This is a genomic window from Cupriavidus sp. FW305-46 (genome assembly GCF_058787075.1).
The window spans coordinates 29,742-46,353 of record NZ_JBYSZI010000036.1 but is presented as its reverse complement, the minus strand read 5'-3'; the positions used below and the strand labels follow the sequence as shown (position 1 = coordinate 46,353).

Here is a 16,612-nt window from a genome sequence, read left to right as displayed (position 1 = left end):
CAAGCTAGTAGGCATGGCCATGACCCACGACGAAATCTTTGCGCGCGTTTCAGCAGTCCTGCAGGACTCCTTTGAAATCGAAGCGGACCGCATCCGGCCGGAAGCCCGGCTTTACGAGGACCTGGACATCGACAGCATCGACGCGGTGGACCTGCTGGTCAAGCTCAAGCCGATGCTGGACAAACCCCTCAAGCCCGAGCAGTTCAAGTCCGTGCGTACCATCCAGGATGTGGTACAGGCACTGGCGCTGCTGATCGACTCCGATTCCGCTGCGACGGCCTGATGGCGTGGCGCTCCTGGGCCTTGGGCGCGCTGATGCTGTGCTACCCGGTCGCAGTCTACGTCGGCCTGCAATACTGGCCGCCGCGCATGGTGGCGCTGCTGCTGGTCGCGCTGCTGGCACTGCGCCTGGCCGCCGTGCGGCACGCGGGCTGGCGGCCACTGGCGCTGGCCGCGGCCGCGCTCGCGCTGGCGGTGTTCGCCTCCGGCGAGGCGATGCCGCTCAAGCTGTACCCGGCGCTGGTCAACGCGGTGCTGCTGGCCGTGTTCGGCTGGAGCCTTTGGCGTCCGCCCAGCGTGGTGGAGCGCATCGCGCGGCTGCGCGAGCAGGCGCTGCCGCCGTCGGGCGTGTCCTACACGCGCAAGGTCACTGTCGCATGGTGCCTGTTCTTCAGCGTCAACGGCACCCTGGCAATCGGCACGGCACTGTTTGCGAGTGACCGGGTCTGGGCGCTATACAACGGCGTCATTGCCTACGTGCTGACCGGCGCCATGTTCGCCGGCGAGTGGCTGGTGCGCCGGCAGGTCATGGCGGGAGGCCGGCATGACTGAGTGGCCGGGAATCCGTGGCGCGATGGCCGCGCTCGCCCGCCGCAACGCAAGCGGTGAGGCCGATGACGATGCAGCGCGCCTGCTGGCGCGCGCAGCCGCATGGCGCGCGGCCTTTGCCGCGGCACCCGGCGAGCGCTGGGCTATCTATCTCGAATCGACCCCGGACTTTGCTGCCGCGCTGCTCGGCGCCTGGCATGCGGGCAAGCACGTGGTGCTGCCCGGCGACATGCGCCCCGATACGCTGCAGGCGCTACGCGCGCATACCGACGGCTGGGCCGGCGAGTTGCCGCAAGGATTGCAGCCGCGGCAAGACGCTGACGGCGAGGCCAGCGACTGGCCGCTGCTGCCGCCCGCCACCTCCATTACGCTGTTCACGTCTGGCTCGACCGGCACGCCCGAGGCCATCCACAAGCGGCTGGCACAGCTCGATGCCGAAACCCGCGCGCTGCAGATGGCATTCGGCACGCAGCTTCCGCGCCATGTGCGGCTGCTGACCACGGTCTCGCACCAGCACATCTACGGCCTGCTGTTCTGCGTGCTTTGGCCGCTGGCAGCCGGCCGCGCCCTGCCGCACGCACGGCTTGCCTTCCATGAGGAAGTGGTTGCGGCTTGCGGCGATGCTCCCGTAGTACTGGTCAGCAGCCCGGCACACCTGCGCCGCATGCCTGAATCCGTGGACTGGACTGCGGCGCGGGCCGCAGTGTGCGCGCTGTTCTCTTCGGGTGGGCCGTTGCCGCAGTCCGCGGCCGAGGACGCGTTGCGCCACCTCGGGCAATCGCCCATCGAGGTATTCGGCAGTTCCGAAACCGGCGGCATCGCCTGGCGCCAGCGCGCGCACCAGCAGGAGCGCTGGACGCCCCTGCCCGGCGTGGCCTGGCGCCTGCAGGACGGCATCCTGGCGGTGTGCTCCGCGCACCTGCCCGACGATGGCTGGCATCTCTGCGCGGACCGGGCGCTGGCCGACGGCGAAGACGGCTTCGTGCTGGCCGGCCGCGCCGACCGCGTGGCCAAGATTGAAGAAAAGCGCGTCTCGCTGACCCGCATCGAGCAGGCGCTGGCAGCATCACCACTGGTGCAGGACGCACGCGTGGTGCTGGTGGACCTGGATGTTGGCACGCGCGTGGCCGCTGCCGTGGTGCTGAACGAGGGCGGCGCCGCCATGCTGGCCGATGCAGGCCGCGCGGCATTGATCGCCACATTGAGAGCAGCGCTGGCCGGTTCCGTGGATGCGCTGGCCCTCCCGCGGCGCTGGCACCTGGCGACCGAGGCGCTGCCGTGCAACGCGCAGGGCAAGACCACCGAAGTTCTGTTGCGAGACCTGTTCCGCCAGACCCTGCCGCGCGCGATCTGGATCGAAAGCAGCGAGCACGCCGCCGCGGCCATGCTCGATATCGGCGCGCACCTGGCTGTTTTCGACGGACATTTTCCCGGCACGCCGATCGTGCCCGGCGTGGCGCAGGTCGACTGGGCCATGGCGCTGGCGCCGCAGCGACTGCCGGTGCCGCCGCGCGAGCGTTTCCTGCGCCTGGACGTGCTCAAGTTCCAGGGCATCATCCGGCCCGGCAGCCAGGTGCGGCTGGACCTGGAATGGCAGCCGGCCAGACTGGCGCTGGCATTCCGCCTGACCTCGGCATCGGGTTCACACGCCAGCGGCCGCATCATCTTCAGGAGCGAACATGGTTGACGCCTTCCGGCCCGTGGTGTTGGTGCCGGTCTACAACCACGAGCGCGCCATCGGCGCCATGGTCGATGCGATCCTGTCCCATCCGGTGCCGTGCCTGCTCGTCGACGACGGCAGCAGCCCCGCATGCGCAGCCGTGCTGCGCGGGCTCGCCGCGCGCCACGATGGCCGCACCGCGGGCCGCGTCACGCTGGTCAGGCTCGAACACAACCAGGGCAAGGGCGCAGCCGTGACCGCCGGTTTCGAGGCCGCCTGGCGCGCCGGCTACACCCACGCACTGCAGATCGACGCGGACGGCCAGCACGACGCCGGCTGCATTCCCGCCTTTCTCGACATGGCACAACGGCATCCGGCGGCCATGGTGTGCGGCAACCCGGTCTACGATGCCTCGGTGCCGCGCGGGCGCCTGATCGGGCGCTATCTGACCCATGTATGGGTCTGGGTCCACACGCTGTCGTTCGCGGTGCGCGATTCGATGTGCGGGCTGCGGGTCTACCCGCTGGCTGACGTGGTGCCAGTGACGCGCGCGGCGCGGATCGGCCCGCGCATGGAATTCGATATCGAGATCCTGGTGCGGCTGGTCTGGCGCGGGGTGCGCATCATCAATATCCCCACGCCCGTGACCTACCCCAGCGATGGCGTCTCGCACTTCCGGGTCTGGCGCGACAACCTGCGCATCTCATGGATGCACACGCGCCTGTTCTTCGGCATGCTGCGCCGCCTGCCGGCGCTGATAGGACGCAAGCTCGCATGAGCATGACCGCACCTGGCGCGGCGCCGGCCACCACCACCGCCGCGCGCCACTGGAGCCGCATCGGCGAAGCCACCTGCGTGTGGGGAGTCTGGTGCCTGTACGCGATCCATCGCCTGTTCGGCCGCCTGGCGTTCCGCGCAGTGCTGTACCCCGTGGTCACCTACTACTGGCTGACGCATAGCACCGCACGCCGGGCCTCTCTCGACTACCTGCGCCGCGTACACCGGGTGACCGGGGCTGGCGCCAGGCCCGGCGCACGCAGTACGCTGCGGCACCTGTATGCGTTCGCCGACACGCTGCTCGACAAGCTGCTGGCGATCGGCGGGCGCTATGCCTTCGGCAACGTCACGCGCGAAGGCGCGGAGGTGATGCTGCGCCAGATCGAAAGCGGCCAGGGCGGCATCATCGTCACTGCCCATATGGGCTGCCTGGAGCTGTGCCGCGTGCTGGCGCGCCATCGCCGCGGCCTGCGCCTGACGGTGCTGGTGCATACCGCGCATGCGCAGCGCTTCAACCGCATCCTGTCCCGCATCGATCCCGGCGCCACGCTGCAGCTGTACCAGGTCGACGAGATCTCGCCGGCCACTGCGCAGGAGCTGGCCGACAAGATCTGCGCCGGCGAGTTTGTCGCCATTGCCGGCGACCGCGCCCCCGCCCATGGCGGACGCGCCGTCAGCATCCCGTTCCTGGGCGCGCCGGCGCGCTTTCCTGTAGGCCCGTACGTGCTGGCCGCGCTGATGGACTGCCCGCTGTTCGCGATGGGCTGCATCCGCCACGGCGACGGCCACCTGCTGCGCTTTACCGAACTGGCGCGCACTGTGCGCCTGCCGCGCGCCGGCCGCGCCGAGGCGCTGGCCGGCTATGCCCGCGCCTATGCCGACTGGCTGGCCGAACTGCTGGTGCTGTCTCCCTATGACTGGTTCAACTTCTACGATTTCTGGGCCGACCCCGACGCCACCGCCGGGCGGGCGCGCTGAGCCATTGATCGAAAACCTACCGTGCCATGACCCCAGACCTCAGCCACGAGATCACCCTGAGCCCCGCCTTCCACGACCTCGACCCGATGGACGTGGTGTGGCACGGCAACTATGTGCGCTACCTGGAACAGGCGCGCTGCGCGCTGCTGGCGCGCTTTGGCTACGACTATCCCGCCATGCGTGATTCCGGCTATGCCTGGCCGGTGGTCGACCTGCGCCTGCGCTATGTGCGCCCGCTGGTCTACGGCCAGACCGTGACCGTGCGCGCCACCGTCGTCGAATGGGAGAACCGCCTCAAGATCGACTACCTGCTGCGCGATGCTGCGACCGGCGAGCGCCTGTCCAAGGGCTATTCGGTGCAGGTGGCAGTGGACATGCGCAACGGCGAGATGTGCTACGAGTGCCCGCCAGTGCTGTGGGAGCGGCTGGGGGTGCAGCCGTGAAGCGCCGCACCTTGCTGGCCGCCCTTGCGCTGGCCGCCTGCCTGCCGGCGCTGCCGGCACAAGGCGCCGACACGCCGGGCGCAATCGCGGCGCGGCTGGCTGACGCGCCGGTGATCCGCGGCCGCTTCGAACAGCAGCGCCAGCTGGCCGGCTTTACCAATCCACTGGTGTCGCGCGGCGACTTCGTGCTGGCGCGCGAACGCGGCCTCGCCTGGACCACGCGCGAGCCGATCGTGTCGAGCCTGGTGGTCACGCCCACGCAGCTGGTGGTGCGCGGCTCCGATGGCCAGGTGCAGCAGCGCCTGGCGGCGGACGCGCAGCCGGCCATGCGCGTGGTCGGCGAATCGATGATCGCGGTGCTGCGCGGCGACCTGTCGGCGCTGTCGGCGCGCTTTGCGATCGACGCGCGGCTGGCAGGCAAGGACGGTTGGGCGCTGACGCTGACGCCGACCGACAGCGGCATCCGCCGCGCCTTTGCGCGCATTGAACTCACCGGCGACCGCTATGTGCGCAGCATCCGGCTGGAAGAGGCCGGCGGCGATGCCACCCGGATCCGGCTGATCGAGCCGGTGGCCGCGCCGCGCCTTTCCGCCGCGGAGGCCCAGCGCTTTGAGTGATTCGGCCAACCGCGCAGCCAACGGGGCCCGCGCCGCCGCGGGCATGGCGCCGCTTGCGCGGGTGCTGGCGCTGGCCTGGCTAGTGATCGTTGTCGGGCTGGCGCTGCACCAGGCCAGCTTCTGGCGCAGCGCGCGCATCGATACCGATGTGATGGCGCTGTTGCCCGGCAGCGAGCGCACCGCCACCGCCGACCGCGTGCTGCGCCAGCTGGCCGACGGGGTCTCGCGCGAGATCATCGTGCTGGTCGGCGCGCCCGACTGGCAGCAGGCCAGGACCGCCGCACAGCGCTTCGGCCAGGCCACCGGCGCACATCCCGAGCTGCTGCGCCCGGTCGACAGGATCGCCGCGTTCGACTTCGATGCCGCGCTGGCGTTCTACCGGCCGTGGCGCGACCACCTGCTGACCGACAGCCAGCGCGCCATGCTTGGCCACGCCGATGCGGATACGCTGGCGCAGCAGGCGCTGGCGCGGCTGTACCAGTTCACTGCCGGCACCAGCCTGTCGGGCTGGTCGGCCGACCCGCTCGGGCTGTGGCAGGACTGGTGGCTGTCACGCGCCGACCTGACCCGCGTGCGCGAGCGCGACGGCTTGCCGGCCTTCTCCGCCGAAGGCTTGCACTGGGTGCTGCTGACCTACCGCATCAACAAGCCCGCATTCTCGGTCAGCGGCGATACCGATTATGGCGACCTGCTGGCGCGCGCCGACACCAGCGCGCGCGCCGGGCAGGACGCGGTGCGCGTGGTGATGGCAGGCATCCCGCTGCATGCGGAAGCGGCGGCGGCGCAGGCCAGCTTCGAGATGAACGTGATCGGCCTGGGCTCGCTGGCCGCGGTGCTGCTGCTGGTATGGCTGGCCTTCCGCTCGCTGCGCCCGATCGTGCTGGTGGCGCTGTCGCTCCTGATCGGCACCGCCGCAGCGATCTCCGTGACCGGCATCGTGTTCGAGCGCGTGCACCTGATCACACTGGTATTCGGCGCCAGCCTGGTAGGCGTGGCCGAAGACTACGGCATCCACTACTTCGTGACCCGCCAGGCCGATGGCCGGCGCACGCCGGCAGGCGTGATGCGCCTGCTGCTGCCCGGCATGACGCTGGCGCTTTCCACCAGCGTCGTCGCCTACCTGGCGCTGGGCATCGCGCCGTTCCCGGGTCTGCGGCAGATGGCGCTGTTCTCCGCCGTGGGCCTGCTGGCCGCATTCCTGACCGTGGTGCTGTGGTTTCCGCTGCTCGACCGCGGCAGCCTGCGGCCCACGCGGCTGTCTGCGTGGCTGGCCGACAGCCTCGCACGCTGGCCGCGCGTGCACGCCGACCGCCGCACGGCGCTGCTGGCCGCGGTGCTGGCCGCCTTTATCGTGCCTGGCCTGTTGCAGGTGAAGGTGGTCGACGACGTGCGCCAGATGCAAAACTCGCCGCCCGCGCTGATCGAGGCGCAACGCAGCGCCGGCCGCCTGCTCGGCAGCCCCAGCCCCGCGCAGTTCCTGCTGGTGCGCGGCGCCTCTGCCGACCAGGTGCTGCAGCGCGAGGAAGCGGCCAAGGCGGCACTGGCGGGCATCGTGGCGCAGGGTAAACTAGGCAGTTTTGTCGCGCTGTCGGACTGGGTGCCCTCGGCGGCACGCCAGCGGGCCGATGCGGCGTTGGCCGCACCGCTGGAGGCACAGGTGCGTGAGCGCATCGCGCGGATGACAGGGTCATCTGGCACCGCTGCAACATCCGGCATGGCAGGCCCGCAAGATGTACTGACCCTGCAGGCGTGGCTGGCGCATCCTGTCTCGGAGGCCTTGCGCCACCTCTGGCTGGGCCAGGACAAGGGCGGCAAGGACGGCAACTATGCCAGCGTGATGCTGCTGCGCGGCCTGGACGACCCGAACACCATGCCGAAGGTGCGGGCTGCCGTTGCCGGCGTGGCCGGAGTCGAATGGGTCGACCGGGTGGCGGACCTGTCGGGCTTGCTGCACCATTACCGCGTGCTGATGACGTGGCTGCTGCTGGCCGGCGCCGGCGCGGTCAGCGTGCTGCTGGCATGGCGCTACGGCCGCGCCGCGTGGCGCGCGCTGGTGCCGACCTTGCTCGCGGCGCTGTTCAGCGTGGCGCTGCTGGGCTGGATGCAGGTGCCGCTGCAGTTGTTCCCGGTGCTGGCCCTGGCACTGCTGCTGGGCGTCGGTGTCGACTATGGCATCTTCCTGCTAGAACACCCCGGCGATGGCGTGTCGTGGACCGCGATCGTGCTGGGCGCGGCCAGCACCCTGCTGGCATTCGGCCTGCTGGCGCTATCGTCAACGCCGGCGCTGCATGCGTTCGGCGTCACCATGCTGGCTGGCGTCGGCGCGGTCTGGATGCTGTCGCCGTGGTTCCGCCCGCCGGCACCGGCGGGCGATGCGCATGACAGGCACTGACCGCAAGGATTCGCGCCCCAACCTGCAATCCCAAGAATCGGAGCTTGAAGCATATGAAAACGGAAACCACGGATGTCGTCATCATCGGCGCAGGGCCAGCGGGCTCGGTCGCTGCCGGCTTGCTGCGCAAGCACGGGATTCCGGTGCTGGTGATCGAAAAAGAGACCTTCCCGCGCTTCTCGATCGGAGAAAGCCTGCTGCCGCAGAGCATGGCTTATATCGAAGAAGCCGGCATGCTGCGCGCGGTGGTGGAAGCGGGCTTCCAGTACAAGAACGGCGCCGCCTTCTCGCGCGGCACGCAGCAGACCGCCTTCGACTTCCGCGAGAAGTTCTCGCCCGGTTGGGGCACCACCTACCAGGTACAGCGCGCGCGCTTTGACGACGTGCTGATCCGCGAGGCCGCGCGCCAGGGTGCCGAGGTGCGCTTCTCGCACCTGGTGGAAGATGTCGACGTCAGCGGCGCGCAGCCGGAAGTCACCGTGCGCGCGCCGGACGGCAGCCAGTACAAGGTGCGCGCCAGGTTCCTGCTCGATGCCTCGGGCTTCGGCCGCATCCTGCCACGCCTGCTGCAGCTGGAAACGCCGTCGGGCTTCCCGGTGCGCAGCGCGATCTTCACGCACGTGGAAGACCGCATCCCCACCGGCACCTTCGACCGCAACAAGATCCTGATCAGCGTGCACCCGCAGCACCAGGATGTCTGGTACTGGACCATCCCGTTCTCCGACGGCCGTTGCTCGCAGGGCGTGGTGGCGGAGAAGGCGTTCCTGGACCGCTACACCGGCACCGAGACCGAACGGCTGCAGGCGCTGGTGGCCGAAGAGCCCGGCCTGGCGAAGCTGCTGGCCAACGCGCAGTGGGACACCCCCGCGCGCCAGATCGCGGGCTATTCGGCCAACGTGAAATCGTTGTGGGGCAACGGCTACGCGCTGCTCGGCAACGCCGGCGAATTCCTGGACCCGGTGTTCTCGTCCGGCGTCACCATCGCCTTCAAGTCCGCCAGCCTGGCCGCGCAATGCCTGGTGCGCCAGCTCGCCGGCGAGGCCGTGGACTGGGAACAGGACTTCGCACGGCCGCTCAAGGCCGGCGTGGACTGCTTCCGCGTCTTTGTCGAAGCCTGGTATGAAGGCCGCTTCCAGACGCTGATCTTCCATCCCAACGCCACGTCGGAAATCCGCGACATGATCTCGGCGATCCTGGCCGGATACGCGTGGGACCGCGACAATCCCTTCGTCGCCGAACCGCGCCGCCGGCTGGCGGTGCTGGAAGAATTCTGCAACGTGAGATGACCCGCGCCACCTTGTCCGCGCTGGCATTGGCTGCTGCCCTGGCAGCGGGCTGTGCCGCGCCCGGCTCCGCTCCCGAACGCACGGTGCCGGCCGCCGGCGCCACCGCGCTGCTGCGCCTGCCGCCGGCATCGCTGCAGCGCGAGCTGAAGCTGCAGCAGCACATCACGGTCGAGTTCACCGTGCTGGGCCGCACCGAGCGCCGCGAACTGCTGGCGCTGCTCGAAGCCGATGCCGCGCACACGCGCCTGGCCGCCGTCGGCGGCGGGCAGGTGCTGGCGCGGCTGGACTGGGACGGCACCACGCTGCAGGTATCGCGCGCGCCCTGGGCGCCGGCCGAGCTGCAGCCCGAACGCATCCTGAGCGACCTGCAGCTGGCGCTGTGGCCGGCCGCGGCGGTCCGCGCCGCCCTGCCCGGGGGCTGGAGCTTCGATGCGACACCCATGCTGCGCCAGTTGCGCCAGGGCAGCGAAACCGTGGCGGAGATCCGCTACCCGGATGCTGTCACCACGCTGTTCGTGCAGCACCGCGATGGCTACCGGCTGACCATCCGCAACTTGCCCGCCGAGGCGAACGTGAACGCAGGTGGTTCGGCATGACGGCATACCTTAATACCGTCGGCATCCGCTGCGCGCTCGGGCGCGGCCAGGACGCGGTGCGCACAGCCATGTGGCAAGCCGGTGCACCGACGGCCGGCGAAGTCACCGACCGCTACAGCCCGGGCCGTCCGCTGTTGCTCGGCACGGTCAGCGACCTTGCCGACGATTCCGTGCCCGCGCATGCCGATCCGCGCCATCGCAGCCGCAACAACGCCCTGCTGCTTGACGCGCTGGTCCAGGTGCGCCCGGCCGTGGACACTGCCATCGCCCGCGTCGGCCCCGCCCGCGTGGCGGTGGTGCTGGGCACCAGCACCTCGGGCATGCGTGAAGCCGAGCTGGCGATGCAGGCACTGGCAGGCATCGGCGCGTTACCGCCTGGCTACCACTACGGCCAGCAGGAACTCGGCTCGCCCGCCGGCTTTCTCGCCGCCACCTTGGGTACCACCGGACCTGCATACACAATCTCGACCGCCTGTTCGTCCAGCGCGAAAGCGCTGGCGGCGGGCGCGCGGCTGCTGCGCCACGGGCTGGCGGACGTGGTTCTGGCCGGCGGCGTCGATACACTGTGCGCCTTTACCGTGGCCGGCTTTTCCTCGCTGGAATCGGTCAGCGCCGCGCGTTGCAACCCGCTGTCGGCCAACCGCAACGGCATCAATATCGGCGAAGGCGCGGCGCTGTTCGTGATGTCGCCCGAAGCCGGGCCGGTGCGCCTGGCCGGCTGGGGCGAATCGTCCGACGCCTACCACATGTCCGCGCCCGACCCGCAGGGCAAGGGCGCGCAACTGGCCATGCGGCAGGCGCTGGCGCGTGCCGGCATCGGAGCGCAGGCGATCGACTACGTCAACCTGCATGGCACCGCGACCCCCGCCAACGACGTGATGGAAGCCCATGCCGTTGCCGCCGTGCTGGGCCACGAGGTGCCAGTCAGCTCCACCAAACCGCTGACCGCGCACACGCTTGGCGCGGCCGGTGCCATCGAAGCCGCCCTGATGTGGCTGACCCTCGCCGGCAACCCGCGCGGCCAGCTGCCGCCGCACTGGTGGGACGGTGTGGCCGATGCGGCGCTGCCGCCGCTGAATGTGGCTGGGCCGGGCAGCGCGCTTGGGCGCGCGCCGCGCCACGTGATGAGCCTGTCGTTTGCCTTCGGCGGCAGCAACGGCGTACTGGTGCTGGGGGAGGGATAAGCATGCAAGACCTGGATACCCTGCCACCCATTGCCGAAGTGGTGCCCCACGGCGGCGCCATGCTGCTGCTCGACGCGCTGGTGCATGCCGACGACGAAGGCTGCACGGCGCGCGCCACGGTGCAGCCCGCGCAACTCTTCACCGATGCGGCCGGTATGCCCGGCTGGGTCGGCATCGAATACATGGCGCAGGCCATCGCCGCCTGGGCGGGCATGCGCGACCGGCGCGCCGGCCGCGCGCCCGGCATCGGCTTCCTGCTGGGCTCGCGCCGCTATGAGTGCGACGTGCCGGCTTTCCCGATCGGCAGCGAGCTGACCATCAGCGTGCGCGCCGAACTGATCGGGGACAACGGCCTGGGCCAGTTTGCTTGCCGCCTGGCACTGGACGGCTGCGAGGTCGCCCGCGCCAATGTCTCCGTGTTCCAGCCTGCGGATGCGCAGGCCTTTCTGCAAGGACAACAGCCATGAGTAATCCGACCGTGCTGGTCACGGGTTCGTCCCGCGGCATCGGCCGCGCCATTGCCCTGCGGTTGGCCCGCGATGGCTATGACGTGGTGGTGCACTGCCGCTCACGCCGCGACGAGGCCGACTCCGTCGCCGACGCGGTGCGGGCGTGCGGGCGCAAATCCCGCGTGCTGTGCTTCGACGTGGCCCGCCGTGAAGACGCCGCCAGCGCGCTGCTGACCGATATTGCCGCGCATGGCTGCTACTACGGCGTGGTGTGCAACGCGGGCCTGGCGCGCGACGCGGCCTTCCCGGCCATGACCGGCGCCGAATGGGACGAGGTGGTGCATACCAACCTCGATGCCTTCTACAACGTGCTCAACCCGGTGGTGATGCCGATGGTGCAGCGCCGCCAGCCGGGCCGCATCGTCACGCTATCGTCGGTGTCAGGGCTGGTGGGCAACCGCGGCCAGGCCAACTACAGCGCGGCCAAGGCCGGCATCATCGGCGCCACCAAGGCGCTGGCGATCGAACTGGCCAAGCGCGCGATCACCGTCAACTGCGTGGCGCCCGGCCTGATCGACACCGACATGGTCGAGCAGCACGTGCGCGACGAAGCGCTGCGCATGATCCCGGCGCGGCGCATGGGCACGCCCGACGAAGTCGCCGCCACCGTGGCCTTCCTGCTGTCGCCCGATGCGGGCTATATCACGCGCCAGGTGATTTCGGTCAACGGGGGGATGTTCGGGTGAAACGCGTCGTCATAACCGGAACCGGCGCGGTTTGCGCGCTGGGCAATGACTGGGCATCCGTGCGCAGCTTCCTCTCGTCGGGGCGCAGCGCCGTGGTGCGCATGCCGGACTGGGAAGGCATCAAGGGCCTGAACACGCTCCTGGGCGCGCCCGTGCCGCCACTAACGCTGCCCGCGCACTACACGCGCAAGTTGACCCGCTCGATGGGGAAGGTGGCGCTGATGTCGGTGCTGGCCAGCGAAGCCGCCTTGCAGGACGCGGGCCTCATCGGCGACCCGCTGCTGGCCAGCGGCAGGCTTGGCATCGCCTACGGCTCGTCCACCGGCACGCCCGAGGCAGTCGCCGACTTCGGCCGCATGCGCAGCGAGCGCACCACCGAGGACATCAGCGCGACCACCTATATCCGCATGATGCCCCACACCACGGCGGTCAATATCGGCGTGTTCTTCGGCATCACCGGCCGCATCGTGACCACCTCGAGCGCCTGCACCTCGGGCAGCCAGGGCATCGGCTACGCCTACGAGGCCATCCGCAGCGGCCGCCAGGTGGCGATGCTGGCGGGCGGCGCGGAAGAGCTCGATGCCACCGAGGCGGCCGTATTCGATACGCTCTTTGCCACCAGCACCTGCAATGACACCCCGGAGGCCACCCCGCGGCCCTTCGACAGCGCTCGCGACGGCCTGGTGCTGGGCGAAGGCGCGGGCACTCTGGTGCTGGAGGAACTGGAGCACGCCCAGGCGCGCGGCGCGCGCATCCTGGCCGAGATCGTCGGCTTCGGCACCAACAGCGATGGCGCGCACGTGACCCAGCCCAAGGCCGAAACCATGGCCGTGGCAATGCGCCTGGCGCTGGAAGACGCAGGCCTGGAACCTGACCGCATCGGCTACGTCAACGCCCACGGCACCGCCACCGACCACGGCGACGTGGCCGAATCGCACGCCACGCACGCCGTGTTCGGCACTGCCATGCCGGTCAGCTCGCTCAAGAGCTACATGGGACATACTCTGGGCGCATGCGGCGCGCTCGAAGCCTGGATGACCATCGAGATGATGCGCGACGGCTGGTTTGCGCCCACGCTGAACCTGAGCAGCCCCGACCCGCGCTGCGCGCCCCTCGACTACATCATGCAGACCCCGCGCGAGCTGGCGGTAGACTACGTAATGAGCAACAACTTCGCTTTTGGCGGCATCAACACATCGCTGGTGTTCCGCCGTTGGGAAGACTGAAGTCCTTTTTAGATTGCCAACCGCATACCAACCAGAAAAAGGAAGATCTATGAAGCCCGTTCTCTCCGCCGTCGCCCTGACGATCTGCGCCAGCGCCCTGCTCGCCACCCCCGCGATCGCCCGCGACACCAAGTACATGCTGCCGCTGCAGGAAGTGCTCAACATGCCGGAAGCCAAGGAAAAGCTCGACGACTCCTTCCGCTTCTACCTGGCCGGGCAGAAGACGCCGAAGGTGCTGGAGCGCCTGGAGTCGGACGTCTCCAACCGCAAGACCAATGGCGTGGGCAAGAGCGACGAGGACGGCTGCCGCTGGGCCGCGCTGTCGGCGCTGATCGCTCTGCAGGACACGGCCAAGTCCAAGGGCGCCAACGCCGTCATCGACATCGTCAGCTACTACAAGAAGAACGAGGTCGCGAGCGCAACCGACTATGAATGCCACGCCGGTGCGGTGGTGGTGGGCGTGGCGCTGAAAGGCACCTACGCCAAGATCGCGCAGTAATGCCAGCCTGGCTGCGCCTTGGATGTGTGGCAGCGCTTGCCACGCAGGCACCCGACGCGCGGTCGTGGATGTCAGAAGGCGAGCACGCGCGCCTGGCCGCGATGCAGGCAACCCGGCGGCGCGCGCAGTTTGTGGCGGGCCGCTGGCTGGCCCGCACGCTGCTGGCGCAGGCCTTCGGCGGCGGCTGGCAGGACTGGTCGCTGACGGACGGGGAAGATGCGTCGCCCGAAGCCCGCGGCCCGGTTGCGGCGAGACTGTCGATCTCGCACAGCGGCGACCTGATCGCCTGCGCGGTGGGCAGCGATGCACTTGGCCTCGACCTGGAACCCGTGCGGCAACGCAAGGGCCTCGACGCACTCTTTGGCGCAATCACCACCGAGGCCGAGCGTGCCGCGCTTGGCTGCCACGTGACGCCAGCGGACACCATGCATCGGTTTGCGCATGCCTGGACGCTCAAGGAAGCTGGGCTCAAGCGCCACGGCGGCGGCCTGTTCGCCACCATGCTGGGCCATGCGTTGACGTTTGAAGAGGCGTGCGCGCGGGACGCCAATGCCTGTACCTGGATGCATGACGGCCATGTGCTGGCCCTCTGCACCACTGACGTTGATACTGTGACCACACCGGAAATGCCCACAGCCCCGCGTTACTGGCGGCTGGTGCCGAGCGGCTCCGCTGCCATCAACCATGCCTGAATCGATGTCTGAACACGTTGCGCCGGTTGGCGCATGCCATGCCAGGTTGGCCCCATGAACGGGGTCAGCATCTTCTTCCTGCAAGCGATGCTGGTGGTCGCCCTGCCCTACCTGCTATGGCGTGGTGCCGGCCTGCGCTCGGTGTTTCCGCTGGTCGGCGTGCAGGTGCTGGCCGGCATCGTGCTGGGGCCGTCGGTGTTCGGGCAGCTGGCGCCGCAGGGCTGGACCGCGCTGTTCGGCCCCGATCGCCTGCCGATGCTGTCCGGCCTGCAGTGGCTGGCGGTGACGCTGTTCTGCTTCCTGACCGGCCTGCACCTGCGCGAAGACAGCGTGCCTGCGCACTGGCGCGCGACCCTGCAGATCTCGCTGGGCAGCATTGCGGCGCCGTTCGCGCTGGGGGCCGCTGCCGGCTGGTGGATGACCACGGCCGGCTGGCCGGTCGCGGGGGAACTGGCCAGCCCCTCCTGGTTTGCCTGCGCCATGGGCATCTGCACCGCCGTCACGGCGCTGCCGGTGCTGGGTGCGCTGCTGCGCGAAATGCGCCTGACCGGCACCCGCCTGGGCCAGCTGGCGTTGCGCTGCGCGGCCGTCAACGATGCCTGGGTGTGGCTGTTCCTGACCCTGGTGCTGCTGCAGCATGGCGGCCAGGACGGCGCCAGCGGCCTCACCGTGGCGGCCCGCGCCGGTGCCTACCTGGGGTTCATGTTCCTGGCGGTGCGCCCCGCGCTGGCATGGCTGCTGCGCCGCCGCGCGCCGGAGACCGAGCTGCTGCTGGCGATGGCGCTGTTCCTGGTGCTGGCCTCGGCATTCCTGGGCGAACTGGCCGGGCTGCACCATGTGATGGGCGGCTTCGTCGCCGGGCTGGTATGGCCCGCGCGCGAAGCGCAGCGCGTGCGCCAGCAGCTCGAACCGGTCACGGTGGTGGTGCTGCTGCCCTTCTTCTTCCTCGCCGCCGGACTGCGCACCGAGATCTCGCTGGATAATCCGATGACACTGTGGATCGCGTTGCTGTCGCTGGTCATCGCGATCACCGGCAAGATGGCCGGCGTGGCGCTGCCCGCGCGCCGCGCCGGCATGGGCTGGCGCGAATCGCTGGCGCTGGGCACGCTGCTGCAGACCAAGGGCCTGGTCGAGGTGGTGGTGCTGACCGTGCTGCTGGACGCGCGCATCATCAGCACCGCGGCGTTTTCCGGGCTGCTGCTGATGGCGCTGGCCAGCACGCTGCTGGCGCGGCCGTTGACGATGCTGGTGGCGCGGGGCCGGTTGCATTAAGCGCCATCCGGCCGCTCACACCGGGGTCAATCCCGGCAACCCTGCAATCGCCTGCGCCAGGTAGTCCAGCAACAGCCGCACCCGCTCCGGCTGGTAGCGCCGCGACGGATAGACCAGGAAGGCTTCCTGCGCCGGACCGCTCCAGCGTGGCAACACGCGCTGCAGGGCGCCGCTGTCGAGCAGGTCCTGCACCAGCCATGCCGGGGTCATGCCAAAGCCGGCGCCGGCCAGGAAGCTCTCGCGCATCGCCAGCGAGTTGTTGACACGGTAGCGGCAGGGCGCGCTGACCGGCGCCTGCCCGCCGGGCCCGTCGAGCACGATCTCGTCGCCGGCGGCCAGCCAGGTGAAGCGCAGGATCTGGTGCCGCGCCAGGTCGGCCGGCTGCCGGATGCGCGGATGGCGTGCGAGGTAATCCGGCGAGGCCACCAGCAGCCGCGGCGACACCGCGATGCGGCGCGCGACCACGTTGGGCGGCAGCGAGGCGCCGAGGCGCACTGCGATGTCGACGCCCTCCTCCACCAGGTCGACGAAGCGGTCGTCGAACAGCAACTCCACCTCCACCTCCGGATAGCGCTGCTGGAACGCCAGCACCAGCGCATTTAGCCGCAGCACGCCGAAGCTGGCCGGCGCGCTGACGCGCACCCGCCCGGCCGGGCGCCCGGACATGCCACGCGCATCGCTGACCGCCTCGCCGTATTCATCCAGCACGCGGCGCGCCCGCTCATGGAAGCGCCGCCCCGCCTCGGTCGGCGACAGGCCGGTGGTGCTGCGCTCCAGCAGCCGCACGCCCATGTCTTTCTCCAGCGCAGCCACGGTCTTGCTGATGGTCGGCTGGGTCGACTGCTGCTCGCGCGCCACCGCCGACAGGCTGCCCAGCTCCACGGCGCGCACGAAGACTTGCATTGCCCTGATGGTGTCCATGCCGTTCCTTGTGCCCACTCATTCCATCGTGGCATGAGCGATATGC

18 protein-coding genes are annotated in these 16,612 nt (G+C 69.8%); 17 read left to right on the top strand and 1 reads right to left on the bottom strand.

Annotation, left to right across the window (positions count from 1 at the left end):
- Positions 1-19: 19 nt before the first annotated feature.
- The 17 genes from AC3WON_RS18360 to AC3WON_RS18280 all read left to right on the top strand — a co-directional run bounded on the left by AC3WON_RS18360 (position 20) and on the right by AC3WON_RS18280 (position 15,645).
- A complete protein-coding gene (locus tag AC3WON_RS18360; RefSeq protein WP_037024754.1) occupies positions 20-283 on the top strand; it encodes an acyl carrier protein in 264 nt (87 codons plus the stop codon).
- The gene (locus AC3WON_RS18355; RefSeq protein WP_492352439.1) at positions 283-831 is read left to right on the top strand and encodes a COG4648 family protein; all 549 of its coding nucleotides are present in this window, start codon (positions 283-285) and stop codon (positions 829-831) included. Before AC3WON_RS18360 ends, AC3WON_RS18355 begins: the two co-directional genes overlap by 1 nt.
- The gene (locus tag AC3WON_RS18350; RefSeq protein WP_492352438.1) at positions 824-2,515 is read left to right on the top strand and encodes an ApeI family dehydratase; all 1,692 of its coding nucleotides are present in this window, start codon (positions 824-826) and stop codon (positions 2,513-2,515) included. The genes AC3WON_RS18355 and AC3WON_RS18350 overlap by 8 nt, the downstream gene beginning before the upstream one ends.
- Positions 2,508-3,266: a glycosyltransferase family 2 protein gene (locus AC3WON_RS18345; RefSeq protein ID WP_492352437.1), complete on the top strand. Its 759-nt coding sequence runs from the start codon at positions 2,508-2,510 to the stop codon at positions 3,264-3,266. Before AC3WON_RS18350 ends, AC3WON_RS18345 begins: the two co-directional genes overlap by 8 nt.
- The gene (locus AC3WON_RS18340; RefSeq protein ID WP_492352436.1) at positions 3,263-4,243 is read left to right on the top strand and encodes a lysophospholipid acyltransferase family protein; all 981 of its coding nucleotides are present in this window, start codon (positions 3,263-3,265) and stop codon (positions 4,241-4,243) included. Before AC3WON_RS18345 ends, AC3WON_RS18340 begins: the two co-directional genes overlap by 4 nt.
- A 26-nt stretch (positions 4,244-4,269) precedes the next feature.
- The gene (locus AC3WON_RS18335; RefSeq protein WP_492352435.1) at positions 4,270-4,686 is read left to right on the top strand and encodes an acyl-CoA thioesterase; all 417 of its coding nucleotides are present in this window, start codon (positions 4,270-4,272) and stop codon (positions 4,684-4,686) included.
- Complete coding sequence (locus tag AC3WON_RS18330) at positions 4,683-5,303, top strand: outer membrane lipoprotein carrier protein LolA (protein WP_492352434.1); 621 nt, start codon at positions 4,683-4,685, stop codon at positions 5,301-5,303. Before AC3WON_RS18335 ends, AC3WON_RS18330 begins: the two co-directional genes overlap by 4 nt.
- A complete protein-coding gene (locus tag AC3WON_RS18325; protein WP_492352433.1) occupies positions 5,296-7,695 on the top strand; it encodes an MMPL family transporter in 2,400 nt (799 codons plus the stop codon). The genes AC3WON_RS18330 and AC3WON_RS18325 overlap by 8 nt, the downstream gene beginning before the upstream one ends.
- Positions 7,696-7,748: 53 nt before the next feature.
- The gene (locus AC3WON_RS18320; RefSeq protein ID WP_492352432.1) at positions 7,749-8,981 is read left to right on the top strand and encodes an NAD(P)/FAD-dependent oxidoreductase; all 1,233 of its coding nucleotides are present in this window, start codon (positions 7,749-7,751) and stop codon (positions 8,979-8,981) included.
- Positions 8,978-9,577, top strand: coding sequence for a DUF3261 domain-containing protein (locus AC3WON_RS18315; protein ID WP_492352431.1), 600 nt, complete (start codon positions 8,978-8,980; stop codon positions 9,575-9,577). The genes AC3WON_RS18320 and AC3WON_RS18315 overlap by 4 nt, the downstream gene beginning before the upstream one ends.
- The gene (locus AC3WON_RS18310) at positions 9,574-10,761 is read left to right on the top strand and encodes a beta-ketoacyl-ACP synthase (protein WP_492352430.1); all 1,188 of its coding nucleotides are present in this window, start codon (positions 9,574-9,576) and stop codon (positions 10,759-10,761) included. Before AC3WON_RS18315 ends, AC3WON_RS18310 begins: the two co-directional genes overlap by 4 nt.
- A gap of 2 nt (positions 10,762-10,763) precedes the next feature.
- Positions 10,764-11,228 (top strand): hotdog family protein, encoded by a 465-nt coding sequence (locus AC3WON_RS18305; protein ID WP_492352429.1) that lies wholly within the window; start codon positions 10,764-10,766, stop codon positions 11,226-11,228.
- Positions 11,225-11,956: a 3-oxoacyl-ACP reductase FabG gene (gene fabG / locus AC3WON_RS18300; protein WP_010810800.1), complete on the top strand. Its 732-nt coding sequence runs from the start codon at positions 11,225-11,227 to the stop codon at positions 11,954-11,956. Before AC3WON_RS18305 ends, fabG begins: the two co-directional genes overlap by 4 nt.
- Positions 11,953-13,182, top strand: coding sequence for a beta-ketoacyl-ACP synthase (locus AC3WON_RS18295; RefSeq protein WP_492352428.1), 1,230 nt, complete (start codon positions 11,953-11,955; stop codon positions 13,180-13,182). Before fabG ends, AC3WON_RS18295 begins: the two co-directional genes overlap by 4 nt.
- Positions 13,183-13,231: 49 nt before the next feature.
- Complete coding sequence (locus tag AC3WON_RS18290; RefSeq protein WP_492352427.1) at positions 13,232-13,681, top strand: excinuclease ATPase subunit; 450 nt, start codon at positions 13,232-13,234, stop codon at positions 13,679-13,681.
- A gap of 68 nt (positions 13,682-13,749) precedes the next feature.
- Positions 13,750-14,373 (top strand): 4'-phosphopantetheinyl transferase family protein, encoded by a 624-nt coding sequence (locus AC3WON_RS18285; RefSeq protein WP_492352426.1) that lies wholly within the window; start codon positions 13,750-13,752, stop codon positions 14,371-14,373.
- Positions 14,374-14,427: 54 nt separating this feature from the next.
- Positions 14,428-15,645, top strand: coding sequence for a cation:proton antiporter (locus AC3WON_RS18280; RefSeq protein WP_492319437.1), 1,218 nt, complete (start codon positions 14,428-14,430; stop codon positions 15,643-15,645).
- A gap of 15 nt (positions 15,646-15,660) precedes the next feature.
- Here the strand turns inward: AC3WON_RS18280 and AC3WON_RS18275 are convergent, their stop codons facing one another.
- Positions 15,661-16,566 (bottom strand): LysR family transcriptional regulator, encoded by a 906-nt coding sequence (locus AC3WON_RS18275; protein WP_492352425.1) that lies wholly within the window; start codon positions 16,564-16,566, stop codon positions 15,661-15,663.
- Positions 16,567-16,612: the final 46 nt, after the last annotated feature.